The sequence below is a fragment of the Methylosinus sp. shoA genome (assembly GCF_059718125.1).
The window spans coordinates 4022885-4038988 of record NZ_AP046091.1; the positions used below are offsets into that span (position 1 = coordinate 4022885).

The following is a 16104-nucleotide window of genomic DNA, read 5'->3' on the forward strand; positions in this document are numbered from 1 at the left end:
GGCTCACGTGCCGGGACAACGCACGCACGCCGACCGCACGCCATCCGATCCGATCCTCAACCTTCTACAAGGTTTACCGACTACTGCAAATGCCGTTCATGTCGTGGTCCTTCAATTTGTAGAGCCCGTGGCGAACATGCCACGAATTATGGTCATCGCGGCGTTAACGCCGAGCCGGCGCCCTCACGCGAAGGACCCCGGCGGACGAGGCGCCGCCGGGGTCCTTCGATCGTCGTCAGAAAGATGGCGAAAAGCTGTCGAATCGTCCGGCCTCGGCAAAAACTCGGGACTTTTCCCGATGTGGCGATTCCGCTCTCGTCAGTCCTCGCCCGAGCCGGTCAGCTTGCGCAGGAGGCGCGCGACGTCGTTGTAGGTCGAGAAGACCATCAGCGTCGTCACCATCGCGAGGCCGAGTCGGAATGCGTATTCCTGCGTACGTTCGGCGAGCGCGCGTCCCCGCGCCGCCTCGATCGCGTAGAACATCAGATGGCCGCCGTCGAGCAGCGGCACGGGCATCAGGTTGAGCAACCCGATCGAGATCGACAGAATCGCGATGAGATTGAACAGCGGCGTCAAGCCGACCTTGTCGATCGCCTTCGCCATCTGGCCGGACACCTGGGCGATGCCGATCGGACCGGACAATTGGTCCGCGCCCTCGCGCCCGGCGACGAGGCCGCCGAGATAGGCGCCCGTGCGCTCGATGATCATCCAGGTCTCGCCGGCGGCGAGCAGGACGGAACGGCCGAGACCGAAGCGCTCCTCGCGCAGATCGGAAGGATCATTGCTCGCCTGCAGGCCGAGCATGCCGATCCTGGTCTTGCCGAGCGCGGTGTCGATCTCGCGCAATTGCGGCGTCGCCGTCAGCGTCTCCTCCTGATCGGCGCGGCGCACGACGATCGTCAGCGGCCTGCCGGTGGACGAGGCGACGATCTCCTGCATGCGGGCGAAGCTGTCGATCGGCTGACCGTCGATCGACAGCACGAGATCGCCCGGCCGGAAGCCCGCCTGCTCCGCGGCGCTCGCCGGAGCGACCGAGGCGACGCGCGGCGTCAGCACATTGCGGCCGAGGGTCGCGAACAGGACGGTGAAGATGACGATCGCCAGGACGAAATTGGCGAGGGGGCCGGCGAGCACGATGGCCATGCGCTTCCACACCGGCTGGGCGGCGAAGGCGACCTTGCGCTCCTCGTCGGGCATGGCGGCGATGCGCTCGGGGTCGGGAACGCTCGCGCCATTGGCGTCGCCGTGGAATTTGACATAGCCGCCGAGCGGGATCGCCGCGATGCGCCAGCGCGTGCCGCGGCGGTCGTCGCGGCCCCAGAGCTCCGGACCGAAGCCGATCGAGAAAGCGTCGATCTTGACCCCGCACCAGCGTCCGACCAGGAAATGGCCGAGCTCGTGGAAGAAGACCACGACGGTCAGCACGAAGACGAAGGGGACGATGTAGGTGAGGATCGACATGATGATGTCCAGCAAAGCGATACTCCCGGCGAACGCAAGACTCGACCAAGAGTTGCGCTCTTGCGGAGCGGCCGTCTTGGTTACGGAAGCGTTAACATGCCCGAAGCCGCGGTGATCGCCAAGGCGGCGCGCGACCTTTCTCTGACAATATGGTCAATGTCGAGCGCGTCTTCCACGCTTCCCGGCTCGCGGGCCGTGCCGTCCTTGAGCGCGGCCTCGCAGGCGGAGGCGACATGGCGGTGGATGCCGTCGAAGCCGATTCGCCGCGAGAGGAAGCCCTCGACGGCGATCTCGTTGGCGGCGTTGAGCACGGTCGGCAGGCCGCCGCCCTCCGCGAGCGCGTCGAGGGCGAGCCGCAGCGCCGGAAAACGCTCGAAATCCGGCCGCTCGAAGGTGAGCTGGCCGATCGCCGCCAGATCGAGCCGCCGCGACGGCGTCGTCAGCCGGTCGGGAAAAGCGAGACAATGGGCGATCGGCACGCGCATGTCGGGAACCGCGAGCCCGGCCGTCACCGAGCCGTCGGAGAAAGAAACGAGACCGTGGACGATCGACTGCGGATGCACCACCACGTCGAGCCGAGCCGCGGGCACGCCGAACAGATGATGGGCCTCGATCAGTTCGAGGCCCTTGTTCATCATGCCGGCGCAGTCGATGGTGATCTTCGGGCCCATCGCCCAATTGGGATGGGCGAGCGCCTGTTCCGGCGTCGCCTCGGCGATCGCCTTGCGCGTCCAGGTGCGGAACGGGCCGCCCGAGGCGGTCAGCGTCATGCGCTCGATCGTCGCCGGATCGGCCCCGCCGAGCGCCTGGAAGATGGCGTTGTGCTCGCTGTCCATCGGCAGCAGCCGCGCCCCGGCCTTCTCCGCCTCGCGCATGAAGGGCACGCCGGCGCAGACGAGGCATTCCTTATTGGCGAGGGCGACGTCGCGGCCGAGACGCAGCGCGGCATGGGTCGGGGCGACGCCGGCCGCGCCGACGATGGCGCTGACGACGAGGTCGGCCTCGCGCTCGGCGGCCTCGACCACGGCCGCGGGTCCCGCGGCGGCCTCGATGCCGCTTCCGGCCAGCGCCAGTTTCAAGGCGCCGAGCGCGCCGGGATCGGCAATGGCGGCGAATTTGGCCCGAACGGCGCGGGCGACCCGGGCCAGAGCCTCGGCGTCGCGGCCGCCGGCGACGGACGCGACCTCGAAGCCCTCCGGATCGCGCTCCAGCAGGTCGACGGTCGAGCGTCCGATCGAGCCCGTCGCGCCGAGCAGGACGATGCGCCGCGGACGCCCGGACTTGGCCGCAATGGGGAAATCGTCGCTTCGGGTGCCTGTCGCCATGACGCGCCTACCAGATGAAAAGTCCGGCGGCCAAGGATTCCTGGCCGCGCAGACCGCCGAGCAGCGCCGCGAAGGCGCCGGCGAAGATGAAGCCGTCGACGCGATCCATCACGCCGCCGTGGCCGGGAATGAGCCGGCTCGAATCCTTGACGCCGAACCGGCGCTTGATCCAGGACTCGAACAGATCGCCGAGCTGCGCGAGCGCCGCCGCGACGAGCCCCACCCCCAAGAGCTCGCGCGAGGCCGCCTGCGGCCAAGGGCCGAGGACGGCCACCGCGAAGCCGCAGAAGGCGCCGCTGACGACGCCGACGATCGCGCCCGACCAGGTCTTGCCGGGCGAGACTCGCGGCCAGAGCTTCGGGCCGCCGATCAGCCGCCCGCCGAAATAGGCCATTACATCGGCGCCCCAGACGACGGCGAACAGCCAGGCGATCGAGAGCGCGCCGAAATCGGGCGAGCGGCGCATCACATTGGCGGACACCACCAGCGAGCCGGCATAGACGAGCCCGAGCGGCGCCCAGAAGCGGCGGCCCGGCCCGGCCAGCACGGCGAACAGAACGGCGAAGGCGCCGAGCGAGGCGAGCGCCAGCGGCCCGGCGCCATGCGCCGCAAAGGCCGTCGCCGCGGCGAGCGAGGCGCCGCCGAGGGCGATGCGCGCGAGGCCGAGCGAGCCGCCGATCATCCCCTGCCACTCCCAGGAGACGGCGAAGGCGGCGAGCAACCAGAACAGGGCGAAGACGTCGCCGCCGAGATAGAGGGCGAGCAGCGCCGTCGCGATCAACGCCGCCGCGGAGAGCAGGCGCGGACCGAGGTCCCCGAATTTTCCGTCCTTCTCGCCGGCGAGGGCGGGACCCGACCGCAGGGGTTCGCTCATGAAGCTGTCTTCGCGCGCCGTCCGACCGGCGCGAGTCCGCCGAAACGCCGGTCGCGATTCGCGTAATCTTCGATCGCCGCCTCGAAGTCCGCCCGATCGAAATCGGGCCAATGCACCGGAACGAACAATAGCTCGGCGTACGCGGCCTGCCAGAGCATGAAGTTCGACAGGCGCTGCTCGCCGGAAGTGCGGATGATGAGGTCCGGATCCGGAATGTCGGCCGTGTCCAGCCGCGCCGAGATCGCGCGGGCGTCGATATCGCCGGGCCGCAGCCGGCCGGCGGCGACTTCCTCGGCGAGCGCGCGCGCGGCCGCCGCGATCTCCTGCCTCGCGCCGTAATTGAAGGCGACGACCAATGTCAGGCCCGTGTTGGCGGCGGTCTTTTCCTCCGCTTCGCGCAGCAGGCCGGCGATATCCTCGGAGAGATCGATACGGTCGCCGATCACCTTCACCCGCACATTGTTGGACCGCAGCTCGGCGAGATCGTTGCGGATGAACCGGCGCAGCAGCGCGAGCAGGCTCTGCACCTCCTGGTGCGGGCGCGACCAGTTCTCGACCGAGAAGGAATAGACCGTGAGATAATCGACGCCGAGCTCGATTGCGGCCCGGACCGTCTTGCGCAGCGCCTCGACGCCGCGCCTGTGGCCCTCGAAGCGGGGCAGACCGCGCGCGGCCGCCCAACGGCCGTTGCCGTCCATGATCAGCGCGACATGACGAGGCGCGGATCTCGGCGCGAGCGCCGCCGCGCCGAATTCGAGAACTCCGCCGTCTCCCATCGTTTCGACCCACACCATGGCTGTCGTGGAAAAATCTCGACACTATACGCGGCGCGCGCCTGTCTCGGCCCCGGTCGGGCCCGACAGCGCGACGAAAAACTCAAACTTGCAGAATCTCTTTTTCTTTTTGCGTGAGCGCGGCGTCGATGTCGCGCACGACATCGTCGGTCGCCTTCTGCACCTCGGCCTCGTGGCGCTTGGCGTCGTCCTCGGGCAGAGCATGATCTTTCAGCAGCTTTTTCAGAATGTCGAGCCCGTCGCGACGCACGTGGCGGACCGCGACCCGCGCGTCCTCGGCATATTTGTGCGCGACCTTGACCAACTCCTTGCGGCGCTGCTCGTTGAGCTCGGGCGTACGGATGCGCAGCACCTGCCCTTCGACGGTCGGCGTGAGACCGAGATTGGAGTCGCGGATCGCCTTGTCGACCGCAGAGACGAGCCCCTTGTCCCACACCTGCACCGAGAGCAGGCGCGGCTCCGGGACGCTGATCGTCGCGACCTGATTGAGCGGCGTAGACTGGCCATAGGCTTCGACATGAATGGGCTCGAGCAGGCCGGCCGAGGCGCGCCCCGTCCGCAGCCCGCCGAGCTCGTGCTTGAGCGTCGCGAGCGCGCCCTGCATGCGGCGTTTCAATTCGGGCAGATCGAAAGTCTGGCTCATGAGTAGGAATCGCCTGTCTGCTCTGTCGATCGTCGCGGGAGGCGCCGCGCCATCGGACAGCACCGCCTCCCATAGACCAAAACCAGCCGCAGGGGAAATCCTGGACCTTGCGGGTCGGGGCGATTTTCGTCGCCGGCGGGGCGCTTCGTCGAATGGATGGGCCTGCGCCCGCTCGCTCCGTTCGAAGCGCCGGCTCGAAGGTCGCGCATCGACCGGGATTTCCTCTACAAATGATGCGGCCGGCGTAACGGTCATCCGTTGCTCGCCGTGCAGAACGGAAGGCAAATCGAATTTGTCGGGCGTGGACGCCCATGGGCGTGAAGAGGAACCGTCTCGCCGTCGAATCGACTTCGTCCGATCTCGTCGACAATGCGCCGGGCGCTGAGCCGCCGGGGCCGGGCCGCGAGGCTCGACCCCGGCGGCGCGGCGCAGATCAGTTCTGGACGACGGGAAGCGCCTTGGCGGCCGCGGTCGCGCCGGCGTTGCCGGCGCCGCCGCAAGCGGGATGTCCCCATCCGCTCGCGCTCACGCCCGCGCCGCCGGCGGGATTGGCCGTGATGTCGAAGACGATATTGTCGGGACGCGTGGCGTCGCCCGACACGCCGCCGATCGCGCCGAGATGATCGAGGCCGAGATTCTTGCGCACGCGCCAGGCGACCAGATGGTCCGTGCAGGAGGTGTCGCCGCTGACGCCGACGCCGCCCAGCTTCGCGCCGCCGGTCCCATACAGTCCGAGTCCGCCGCCGAAGACATTGACGCCGCCGATCACGAGGCCGATCATCGGATCGTTATCCGTGCCATAGGTCGCCGTGTCGGCAGGCCCGATCGGGACGCCGCCGCTGGTCCTGTCGCCATAAGCCTCGGGCGCGGCGACGGGATTGCTGTGCTGCAGGCCGAACAGGCTGCCGCCGGGCTGGACCGCCGAAAAGAGATTCGCCGTCGAGAGAGCGAGCTTGCCGGTGGCGAGGCCGGTCTTCGAGCCGGAATTCGGCGTCGGTCCGAGGCTCAGCGTCGCCGCGGTGAACGCCTTCTGCGCGGAGATCACGCGGCTCGCCAGCCACTGCCCCTGAATGGGATCGCTGCTCGAATTGGCGACGACGCACACTCTTCCGTCCGCCGCGACGATCGTCGCCCACATATTGAGACCGAGGCCGAGCTTGCCTCTCGTGTCGGCGACAGCCTTCTTCAGGGCGAGCCGGAGATCGGCGCGAGACACGGCGGGACACGCGGCGTTCGCCGCCCAGGCCCCGGTCGAGAACGAACAGGCGGCGACCGCCGCGATCAGCATCTTTCGAAACATCAAGTGCCCCTCCCCTGCGAATGGCGAATATCGATTTCATTCGGCCATTCCGACAAGCGATGTCGCTGTTGAAAAAATGCAACGAATTGTCGCGCCGGAACTCAATCATAACTCGTTCCCCCGCGCAACTCGACGCGCCGCGCCGGCTGTTCGGCGATGCGACCTCTTGTTGAATCCTGCGAAACGAAAAAATACATGCCCGCGGCAAGGACAGGCGACGGTCGAGAGATCGTTCGCTGGAGGAGCCGTGGCGCTTTATACGTCGAGCGCTTCGACGGCCATATCGTCCGGGCCCGCATGAATGATTTGACGTCTCGAACGCCGAGGCAGCCCTTCGCCGCCTCCGCGTGGCGAAGGGCGGACCGGCGCGAGAATCGATCTCGATGACGAGCGTGTGACGCAGCGGAAGACTTCTCGCGGAGCGGGCGCCGCCCGCGGCCTTCCGAAATATTGATGTCGCGGCGCGACTGGTCCAAAATGCGCGCGCGCCTCGTATCGACTCCGATCGAGGCGATTGGTCTCCACGCCACATTCGAGAGCATGACATGACGCGCAGCAGCCGGGCCCCGTCGACCTCCTTCGCCGCGCGCGCGCCGCGCCTTCGCCGCGCGACGCGAAGAGCCGTGAGTCGGCGCGCCGGCTTCACGCTCGTCGAAATGCTCGTCGTGCTGGCGATCATCGGATCGATCGTCGGCCTCGTCGGACCGCGCGTCCTCAACTATCTCTCAGAATCCAAAGTGAAGACCGCACAGATTCAAATGGAGAACATCTCCAGCGCGCTCGATCTGTTCTATCTCGACACCGGCCGCTATCCATCGACGGAAGAAGGGCTCGGCGCTCTGGCGCGCCGTCCGTCGGGAACGGCGGTGTGGAACGGCCCCTATCTGAAATCCGTCAATGTCCCGAAAGATCCGTGGGGGCATGAATATCTCTACCGCGCGCCGGGCCAGAACGGCCCCTTCGATCTCGGCTCGCTCGGTCCCGACGGTCGTCCGGGCGGCGCGGCGACGGTGACGCGCAACCGCGACGCCGCCGCGCGCTGATCGCGTCCCGCTCGCGTGGCGTCGGCGCGTCCGCCTCGCTCCGCGCGGCGGGGCTTTGCTCTTCTCGTCGTCATCTGGGGCGTCGGCGTCATCACGCTGCTGATCGTCTCCTTCATGACGACGGCCCGCTCACGCCTGCAGGCGGCGTTCAACGGCGCCGGCGCGACGCAGGCGCAGCTGCTCGCCGAAGCGGCGAGCAATCTCGCGATCATGACGCTTCTGTCGGAGCAGACGACATCGGCGGCGGTCGAGCGTCCGACGCATGACGGCGCCCCCTCTTATTGCTCCCTCGCCGGCGCCGCCGTGTCCGTCGCCATCGAGGACGAGGAGGGCAAGGTCGATCTGAACACCGCCTCGGAACAGATGCTGAAGGCGACGATGATCGGCTTCGGCGTCGAATCGCGCGACGCCGACGCGATCACGCGCGCCATCGTCGAATTCCGCGAGCAGCCGGGCAACGAGATCGAAGCGGGGGCCTCGACCTCGCCCCATCCGGATCGCCCGTTCGGCCCCAAGCGCGCTCCGTTTCAGACGGCGCTGGAGCTCGATCAGGTCGACGGCGTCGAGCCCGCCCTCGCGCGACGCCTGCTTCCGTTCGTCACCGTGCACTCTCGCAACGCGAGCGTCGACCCGAAAGTCGCGCCGTCCGCTCTGTTCGCCGCTCTCGCCGGTTATCGCTCCGACGTCGTGCGGGAACTCGCCGCGCATCCCGACCCACGCGCGGTCGACCGCCGCGACCCGCGCTTTCCGTCCGAATTCGCGCAGGAAGGCGCGCACGCCGGCGCCTATCTCGTCCATGTCGAGGTCGCGCAGCCGAGCGGTCACGCCGGCGCCCTGGACACCATCGTTCGCATCGGCGCCGCCGGCGGCGAACCTTTCACCATCCTCGAGCTGCGCCGCGGAGAATCGCGCGAGCGAGCGCGGCTGCGCGCCCTGGCGGGGCGCAACCTGCCGCCCTGCTGACCAGGGAGCCGGCCTCGCCTCACTGACCGTCGAGCAGGATCCGCCGCGCGGAGTTCTCCATGCTGTGCGGCCGCACGATCGCCTTGGTGGAGATGTGCAGCATCTTGCGCTTGAACTCGTCGGTGATGTCGCGCGCCTCGGCGAGCGTGCGCACGACATGCGGCGTGATCATGATCAGCAGCTCGGTCTTGCCGGCGGAGTCGGTCTTGCTCTTGAAGGCGTTGCCGAGTATCGGCACGTCGCCGATGACCGGAATCTGGCTCGTTCCGCGGCTGCGGGAATCCTGGATGAGGCCGCCGAGCATCAGCGACTCGCTGTCGTTGACGACCACCTGCGTCTTGACGCGCCGCTGCTGTATGGTCGGCGTCGTCGAAGCCGCGCTGGTGCCCGGCGCGACATTGGACACCTCCTGCTCGAGCTCGAGCATCACGCGGCCGCTCTCGTTGATGTGCGGCGTGATCGCGAGAATGACGCCGGTGTCGCGATAATTGACCGAGTTGAAGGAGGAGACCCCGCTCGTCAGATTGGCGCCGGAGAAAGTGGTGACGGGCACCTGATCGCCGACCTGCAGCACCGCCTGACGATTGTCGAGCACGGTGAGCGAGGGCGTCGAGATGATATTGACGTTGGTGATCTTGTTGAGCGCGGTGAGCGTGACTTGCGCATTGGTGGCGCGCAACGCGTAGGAGAAGCCCGGAAAGGCCGCGCCCACCGCAGCGCCGAGAAGATTATTGCCCAATGTGTCATTGGCCGCGGGCGTGCCGCCGTCGTCCGAGAAGGCGCCCATCGACGCCCTCTTCTGCAGGAACCAGCGCACGCCGAAATTGAGGTCGTCGTTGAGCGACACTTCGGCGATGGTCGCCTCGATGAACACTTGATTGGGCAGAACGTCGAGCGTCTGCACCACCTTCAGCAGCCGCTTGTAGTCTTCCGGCGTCGCCATCACCACGATGGCGTTCTTCGCTTCGTCGACGGCGAATTTGAAGCGGCCGTCGTCGCCGAGCGCAGTGTCGTGGCCCGAACCCGACTGAGAGCCGTTCTGGTCGCTAGAGGAAGAGTCGGAGCCGATCTTCGACGACGAGCCGAAGGAGCTCCCGGAGCCGCCCGAGCCGCCGAGACCGCCCGAGCCCGAACCGAGACCGCCCGTACCGAGGCCGCCCGAGCCGAGACCGCCGCCGGACCCCGCGCCCAGCGAGCCGAGAGGGCTCGACGATCCGCCCGAGCCGGATCCGGAGCCCGAGCCGAACCCGCCCTGGGACAGAGCGCCGCCCGAGGACATGGACGATTGGCCGAAACGCGGCGACGCGTCATTGCCCGAGGCGCCGGATTCACGCCCGAACATCGCGGCGAGCACGCGCACGAGCTCCTTGGCGGGACGATTCTGCACGCGATAGCTGAAGAACTGTTTCTCCGTGCTCTCGGCGCGCGCGTCGAGACGCTCGATCCAGGCGCGGGCGCGGGCGAGATAGGCGCGCTGCGGCGAGATCACCAACATCGCGGAGAGGTGCTTGTTGCCGACGAACTGGATCATCCCGTTCATCGGCCCCTCTTTCTCGGAGCCGAACACCTTGCGCAGATCCTCGGCGAGCGTGTCCGGATCCGCGCTGCGCACGGGAACCATCGCGAAGGACATGCCTCGCATGGCGTCCACGTCGAAGATCGCGATCGCCTCCTCGAGCGCGGCGATCTCCTGAGCGGTTCCGCTCAGCGTGAGCATTCTGCGGCTCTCGTCCGCCTGGACGATGCCGCCGCGCTGGGAAATGGGCTCCAGCACGCGCTTCATCTCGGAGGCCGACACATAGCGCAGCTGGACGACGCGCACGCCATTGCCGATCTGCTCCGACCCGCGTCCTCCCGACGCCGCGCCGACGGAGAGCGGCGCGCCGGAGGTCGCCGCCTGATCGGCCGGAACGATCTTGTAGGCGCCGTCGCTGTCGACGATCGCCGCGCCGGCGACGCGCAGCGAGGATTGGAACAGATCGATGGCGACCGATTTCTTCACGGGCTTGGAAGTGTGAACCGTCACCTTGCCCTCGAGCCGAGGATCGACGACATAGTCGGCGCCGACGATGTCGCCGAGCACGACTTTGGCGGCGTCGGCGATCGGCAGATTGACGAGATTGAGCGTGACGCCCTCTTCTTCCGAGGCGTCGGCCGCCTTTCGGCGCCCGCGCGGCGAGCCGACGAAGCGCCCGCTTCCGAGGACCGTCTCGGTCCGCCCCGCGCCGCCTCCGCCGAGCCGTAACCCGTTCTGGCCGGAGCCGCGGCCGCTCTTGGCGTCGCTGCGAACATCATCGGGACGGAGAGGGGCGCGGCTCCATTCGGAGACCGGCGGATCGCCGGTGCTCTCGCACCCGGCGACGGCGACGGCGACACACGTCAGCAGAACTCGACGGATAAACACGACCACTCCGACTCAACTCGAGCAACGCCTCAAGCTACGCTGTCACTGAGGCACTATCATGATCGGCGGCGCTGCGCCACTTCGCGCGCGCCGACCGCGGCGCTTTCACTCTCCTGGCTCTTTTCCAGAAGGTTCGTTTTCGGGCGGTTCTTTCTCGGGTGGTTGATCGGATGGTTCTTTTTCGGATGGTTCCGTCTCGGGAGGCTCGTTCTCGGGAGTCTTGGCCGGCGCGCCTTCCGGCGTCTCCGAGTAGAGCCGCAGCCGCGACGCCTGCGCGCCGTCGGTCACGGTGACCTCGAAATCGGCGATCTCTTCGACCGTCCAGCCTTCGACGGTCTCGCCCTTCTCCACCCATTGTCCCTCGGACCCGCCCGACGCCATTACGAAGGCGCGCGCCCTCCCGCCGATCTTGACGATGCCGCCGAGCGTGAGGCCGCTCGCCGAGCTCGCGGCCTGCGCGGCCGCATCGGTCTTGCGGGCGGAACGCGACGGCGGCGGCGCCCGGCGCGAGCGCCAGAAGATCGGCCTCGACAGGGTCGCGAGCTCGTCGCCGAGGAGGCCGGAACGCTCCTCGGGGGGCGCGAGCAGCTGAGGAGGACGCCATTCGGTCTTGGGAGGCACTCGGTCTTCCCCGATGCCGACGATCGCGCCGATGGCGAAGACGAGCGCCGCGAGGTCCAGAGCCGCGAGCAGCGCGAGGCGCAACGCCGAAAGAGGCGACAGCCCGAAGGCGTTGGCGGCGGCGCGCAAACGCGTCGCGGCGAGCTCCGTGATCCTGCCTCTCATGAATGATCCTTCGAGGCGCCGCCGAAGACGTCGAACTGACCTTCGAGCGTATTATCGCCGCCGGCGCCGCTCTCCGGCTCCTCGGTCCATGCGCCCGACTGCTTGCGCAACGAGGCGGCGAGCACCAGAAGCAGAGGCGGGTCGCTCTCGAGCGAGCGCGCGAGCCGGCTCAACGCCTCGAGCGGTCCTGTCACGTCGAGCCGTGCGCCGATCAGCGACTGGCCGCTCACCACCTTGGCCGGCAAGGCCTGGAGGGAGACGACCGTTGCGCCGGACTGCTCGGCGAGAGCCTTCAGGCGCGCCTGCAGATTGGCGTTGACGACGCCCTCGCTCTCCCCGGTCAGCAGCTCGCCGCGCGAATTGCTCTCCTCCACCTGCCGCGCATAGTCCTTCACCACATTCTCTTGCGCGGCGATGGACTCGTAGCCGGCGAGCGTCGCGCGGCGCTCGGCGATCGCCTCGGAGCGCTCGGCCAGAAAGCCGAACAGCGGCTCCACCGCCGCCAGATAAACGACGAGGAGCGCCGCCAGATTGGCGCCGAGGAAGAGCGCCCGCCGTTTCGTCTGCGGATCCGAGATCGCCGCGGCGTTCAAAGGCATGGAGCCGTTCCCGTCATTTCGAGCTGCGAATATTGGCCTGCAACGAGAAGCTCTCGCGCTTCTCGACCGGGTCGGGCGTGATGGGCGCCGTGAGCTTGGCCTCGAAGAACAGCGTCGAGCGATCGAACAGAGCCGGAAGGCTCGCCGCGGACTCCGCGAAGCCGGTGAGTTCGATCGAGCGCCCTCCCTCGCGCCGCTCGGTGAGACGCAGCTCGGCCGCATAGGCGCCGCCCGGAAGGATGCGCGAGACCTCCTCCCACAGCTCCGCGAAGGTCGGATTTTTCGCGCGCTCCTCGCGCAGCGTGGCGAGCAGGCGGCTGTCGGTCGCGGCGCGTTCGGCGATCTGCCGCGCGCCCGCCGCCCGCGTCGACGCCGCGGCGATCGCTTCCTCGAGGGCCGCAGAGTCTTCCTCCTGGCGCCAGACGGCGACGCCGATCCCGGCGACGAACAGCGTCACGGCGAGCGCGGCGGCCGCGAGCGCGATCCGGCCTTCGCGATCGGGTCCTTCCGCCGCAGCGACGCGCACCGCCATCGTCGGCGGCGGCGTCGGCGCGTCCTGCGGCCACCGCGGCTGCACGAGGTCCACGTCTTCGACCTGGAGGCTCGAGCCCGCGACGGCGCGCGCGAGCAGATCGCGGCGCAAGATCCATTGCTCGACCGCGATCTTCTCGGCGCCGCCCTGGGCCGCGCCGGCGCGCGGCGCGACGACATGTCCGTGCAGCACGTCGGCCGGCTTGAACGGCGTCTTGCGCTCGAGCTCCATGATCAGCAGGCGCGGCAGATCGGCGAGCGCGGCGGCGGGCGCCTCGAAGCGGCGAACGAAGAAGGCTTCGCGCGGCAGCTCCACCACGATCTTGGTCGCCGCGCGCGTCACCCCGCGTGCGGCGAGAACCGCGTCGAGCGAGGAGGCGGCGATTTCATCGGGCGTGATCGGCGGCGCCGGCTCGTCGCCCTCGGTGGCGAGGAGATGCAGAGCGATCGGCGTCTCGCCGACGCGCAGAGCGAGGCGGCGCTCGCCCCGATCGAGTAGAAAGGCGAGGGTCGCGGGCGAGAACAGCGCGAAAAATTCCGTGCGCCACCACGCCCATAGCCGGACCGCCGCCTCTGCGGTCGAGCCTTCGAACAGTTCCTTGCGCCAAATCGACGACGACATCGACACCTTCACGCGCCGGTCGCGCGGCCGGCTAGTACATGCGCCCCGGCGCCCTATGCGCGACGCGCCCGAAGCCGTTTGCTCCGAATGCGCACGGGCGCCGCGGCCGTGCGTTTCCTCTTGCGACAAATCGATGACGGCGTCGTTCCCGAGCGCGCTCAGATTAACATGTTAACATGCCCCAGCCCCCGTCTCCAAATCGCGGCTCATTCGATGAACGGCGCCGAGCGCAGGCGCTCGCGTCGCGCGCTCTCCGACTCGCGCGTCGCCCGCATCGCCGGTTGCGGCGCATCCGCCTCGCCGTCGAACGCATCGCCAGGCTCCGCGCTCGCCGTCTCTCTCACCGGCCCGCCGATGCGGAACCGGCCGCTCGCCAGGATCGGAGCCCAGGATTCGGTGATCGGCTGGATGAGCCTGGAGATGGGACGATTGGCGAACAACCGCGACGTATCGACGCCGAGAACCGGCGTGGCCGACCAATGACCGCTCTCGCCGCCGACGATCTCTATGCCGAGCAACGCCGCGCGCCAGACCCCCTCCTCGCCCTCGGCCTTCTCGCACAGGCGATAGCGCGCCTCGCAGCGGCCGCGCGAGGCGAACCCCTCGGTCCGCGCCCGCACATCGGTCTGCGCATTGGTGAAGGCGATCCCGCATTCGCGCCGTCGGAAGATTCCCGAGGATGCGCAGGCGTGCGGGGTCGCGTAGAGAAAAGTCCCGGCGGCTGCGGCGGGCGCCGGCGCCGCGAGGGCCGCGCCGATCGCCGCGAGAACCAACGCAGCCGCGCGCGGCGCGGCGGTTCTCCAACGGGCTCGCCCAATGGCCTTTTCCTCGAGAGGAAAAGGCGATATGCGTCGCCTCGCACGCACTCTTCCACCCTACCCGATACGATCTTGCGCGATTGCGCTCGAGCTTGCTCACGGTTACCATCCGGCGACCGGAAGCGCCAGCGGAAACCTGCGCTGAAAGCGACCCCGCCGGCCGCCCGCCGGCACGACTCGAACAGGCGTTCGTCTCAATGACACATGTCGATCCGTCGTCGCGGCAGGCTTCCGATCCGGATCGCGCCGATGCGCGCAGCGGCGCCTTTCTGCAAGAGTTCGGCGCCTATCTCGTGCAGGAAAAAGCGATCGACGAGCTCGCTCTGCAACGCTCGCAGCGCGCGGCGCGCCAGAGCGGGGAGCGCTTCGACCGCGTGCTCACCAAGCTCGGCCTCCTCTCCGAGAACGATCTCTGCGCCCATCTCGGCAAATTCCTGCGCATCCCCGTGATCGCGCCGGCCGATCTGCCGGAGGAAGCCCCGCTCGCCGAGCAGATTCCGCAGAAGTTCCTGCGCGCCAACGGCATTCTGCCGCTCGCGGCCAGCGACGGCGCGCTCACCCTCGCCGTCACCGATCCGCTCGATCCCGGGCCCGTCGAGGCGCTCGCCTATTCGACCGGCCTTCCGGTCGATCTGCGCATCGTCACCCCCGCTCTGTTCGAGAAGGCGTGGTCGAGCCTCTATGGCCAAAAGGCCGAGGGCGTCGCGCTCGTCGACGACGACCGCGCGCAGGATGCGAGCGATTACGATCTGCAGCGGCTGCGCGACATCGCCAATGAGGCGCCGGTCATCCGCCGCGTGAATCAGATCGTCGGCGACGCGATCGAGGCGCACGCCTCCGACATCCACATCGAGCCCGGCCTCGACGCCGTGCTGGTGCGCTATCGCATCGACGGCGTGCTGCGCACCTCCGACACGCTGCCGCCGGGCCTCAAGGCCGCCATCACCTCGCGCATAAAAATCATGGCGCGGCTCGACATCGCCGAGCGCCGCCTGCCGCAGGACGGGCGCGTGAAGCTCGCCGTGCGCGGCGTCGACATCGACTTCCGCGTCTCCACCATTCCGACGGCGCATGGCGAGAGCATCGTGCTGCGCATCCTGGACCGCAGCCAGGTCTCGCTCGATTTCGAGGCGCTCGGCTTCGAGCCCGAGACGATCGTCACGCTGCGCAACCTGATGCACAATCCCAACGGCATCGTGCTGGTGACGGGACCGACGGGCAGCGGCAAGACGACGACGCTCTACACGGCGCTGAAGGAGCTCTCCAATCCGGAGGTGAAGGTCTTCACCGTCGAGGACCCGATCGAATATCAGCTCACCGGCGTCAATCAGGTGCAGGTGCAGCCGGCGATCGGCATGGATTTTCCGGCGAGCCTGCGCGCCATGCTGCGCCAGGACCCGGACATCATCATGATCGGCGAGATTCGCGACGCCGAGACGGCGAAGATCGCCATTCAATCCTCGCTCACCGGCCATCTCGTCTTCTCGACGCTGCACACCAACAGCGCGGTCGGCTCGATCACCCGCCTCATCGACATGGGCGTCGAGCCCTATCTCATCGCCTCGACGGTCAAGGGCGTGCTCGCGCAGCGCCTCGTGCGGCGGCTCTGCCCGCATTGCTCGAAGCCGATGGACGCGCGCCGGCAATGGCGCGAGCGCCTCGCCGGCGAAGCTTTCGCGCGCGAGCCGGAGCGCCTCGGCGCGCCGGTCGGCTGCGGCCATTGCCGGAACTCCGGCTATTCCGGCCGCTCGACGATCGCCGAGCTCTTGATCCTCGACGAGCCCATGCGGCGCCTCGTCTGCGAATCGGCGCCCGACGGGGTGATGACGACGGCGGCGAAGGACGCGGGCATGACGACGATGTATCAATGCGGCATGGCCAAGGCTTGGCGCGGCGAGACCACCGTCGACGAAGTGTTGCGCGTGACGCGTATGGATTGAT

At 68.4% G+C, this 16104-nt stretch carries 14 protein-coding genes; 3 read left to right on the forward strand and 11 right to left on the reverse strand.

Annotated elements, in window-relative coordinates:
* Positions 1 to 318: 318 nt before the first annotated feature.
* The 6 genes from rseP to AC6IW9_RS18835 all read right to left on the reverse strand — a co-directional run bounded on the left by rseP (position 319) and on the right by AC6IW9_RS18835 (position 6397).
* Entirely contained in the window at positions 319 to 1461 is a 1143-nt protein-coding gene (rseP, locus tag AC6IW9_RS18810) for an RIP metalloprotease RseP (RefSeq protein ID WP_497772558.1), read from the reverse strand.
* Between the two features lie 80 nt (positions 1462 to 1541).
* On the reverse strand, positions 1542 to 2786 hold the full coding sequence (gene dxr, locus AC6IW9_RS18815) for a 1-deoxy-D-xylulose-5-phosphate reductoisomerase (RefSeq protein WP_497766071.1): 1245 nt from the start codon (positions 2784 to 2786) through the stop codon (positions 1542 to 1544).
* A gap of 7 nt (positions 2787 to 2793) precedes the next feature.
* A complete protein-coding gene (locus tag AC6IW9_RS18820) occupies positions 2794 to 3660 on the reverse strand; it encodes a phosphatidate cytidylyltransferase (RefSeq protein ID WP_497766073.1) in 867 nt (288 codons plus the stop codon).
* Positions 3657 to 4436 (reverse strand): isoprenyl transferase, encoded by a 780-nt coding sequence (locus AC6IW9_RS18825; protein WP_497772559.1) that lies wholly within the window; start codon positions 4434 to 4436, stop codon positions 3657 to 3659. Before AC6IW9_RS18825 ends, AC6IW9_RS18820 begins: the two co-directional genes overlap by 4 nt.
* A 100-nt stretch (positions 4437 to 4536) precedes the next feature.
* Complete coding sequence (gene frr, locus AC6IW9_RS18830) at positions 4537 to 5097, reverse strand: ribosome recycling factor (RefSeq protein WP_497766075.1); 561 nt, start codon at positions 5095 to 5097, stop codon at positions 4537 to 4539.
* A gap of 433 nt (positions 5098 to 5530) precedes the next feature.
* Positions 5531 to 6397: a hypothetical protein gene (locus tag AC6IW9_RS18835; RefSeq protein WP_497772560.1), complete on the reverse strand. Its 867-nt coding sequence runs from the start codon at positions 6395 to 6397 to the stop codon at positions 5531 to 5533.
* A 545-nt stretch (positions 6398 to 6942) separates the two neighbouring features.
* Here AC6IW9_RS18835 and gspG point away from each other — a divergent pair.
* Complete coding sequence (gene gspG / locus AC6IW9_RS18840; RefSeq protein ID WP_497766077.1) at positions 6943 to 7440, forward strand: type II secretion system major pseudopilin GspG; 498 nt, start codon at positions 6943 to 6945, stop codon at positions 7438 to 7440.
* Positions 7441 to 7455: 15 nt separating this feature from the next.
* Positions 7456 to 8403: a type II secretion system minor pseudopilin gene (locus AC6IW9_RS18845; protein ID WP_497766080.1), complete on the forward strand. Its 948-nt coding sequence runs from the start codon at positions 7456 to 7458 to the stop codon at positions 8401 to 8403.
* A 19-nt stretch (positions 8404 to 8422) separates the two neighbouring features.
* Here the strand turns inward: AC6IW9_RS18845 and gspD are convergent, their stop codons facing one another.
* From gspD to AC6IW9_RS18870, 5 genes are all read right to left on the reverse strand, one after another.
* A complete protein-coding gene (gene gspD / locus AC6IW9_RS18850) occupies positions 8423 to 10807 on the reverse strand; it encodes a type II secretion system secretin GspD (RefSeq protein ID WP_497766082.1) in 2385 nt (794 codons plus the stop codon).
* A gap of 105 nt (positions 10808 to 10912) precedes the next feature.
* A complete protein-coding gene (locus tag AC6IW9_RS18855) occupies positions 10913 to 11593 on the reverse strand; it encodes a hypothetical protein (RefSeq protein WP_497766083.1) in 681 nt (226 codons plus the stop codon).
* Positions 11590 to 12192, reverse strand: a complete 603-nt coding sequence (gene gspM, locus AC6IW9_RS18860; protein ID WP_497766086.1) for a type II secretion system protein GspM — start codon at positions 12190 to 12192, stop codon at positions 11590 to 11592. Before gspM ends, AC6IW9_RS18855 begins: the two co-directional genes overlap by 4 nt.
* 13 nt (positions 12193 to 12205) lie before the next feature.
* On the reverse strand, positions 12206 to 13474 hold the full coding sequence (locus tag AC6IW9_RS18865) for a PilN domain-containing protein (protein ID WP_497766089.1): 1269 nt from the start codon (positions 13472 to 13474) through the stop codon (positions 12206 to 12208).
* A 77-nt stretch (positions 13475 to 13551) separates the two neighbouring features.
* Positions 13552 to 14118, reverse strand: a complete 567-nt coding sequence (locus AC6IW9_RS18870; protein ID WP_497766091.1) for a hypothetical protein — start codon at positions 14116 to 14118, stop codon at positions 13552 to 13554.
* A 242-nt stretch (positions 14119 to 14360) separates the two neighbouring features.
* On the opposite strand from AC6IW9_RS18870, the gene AC6IW9_RS18875 reads away from it, so the two are divergent.
* On the forward strand, positions 14361 to 16103 hold the full coding sequence (locus AC6IW9_RS18875) for a GspE/PulE family protein (RefSeq protein WP_497766093.1): 1743 nt from the start codon (positions 14361 to 14363) through the stop codon (positions 16101 to 16103).
* The last annotated feature ends 1 nt before the right edge of the window (position 16104 follow it).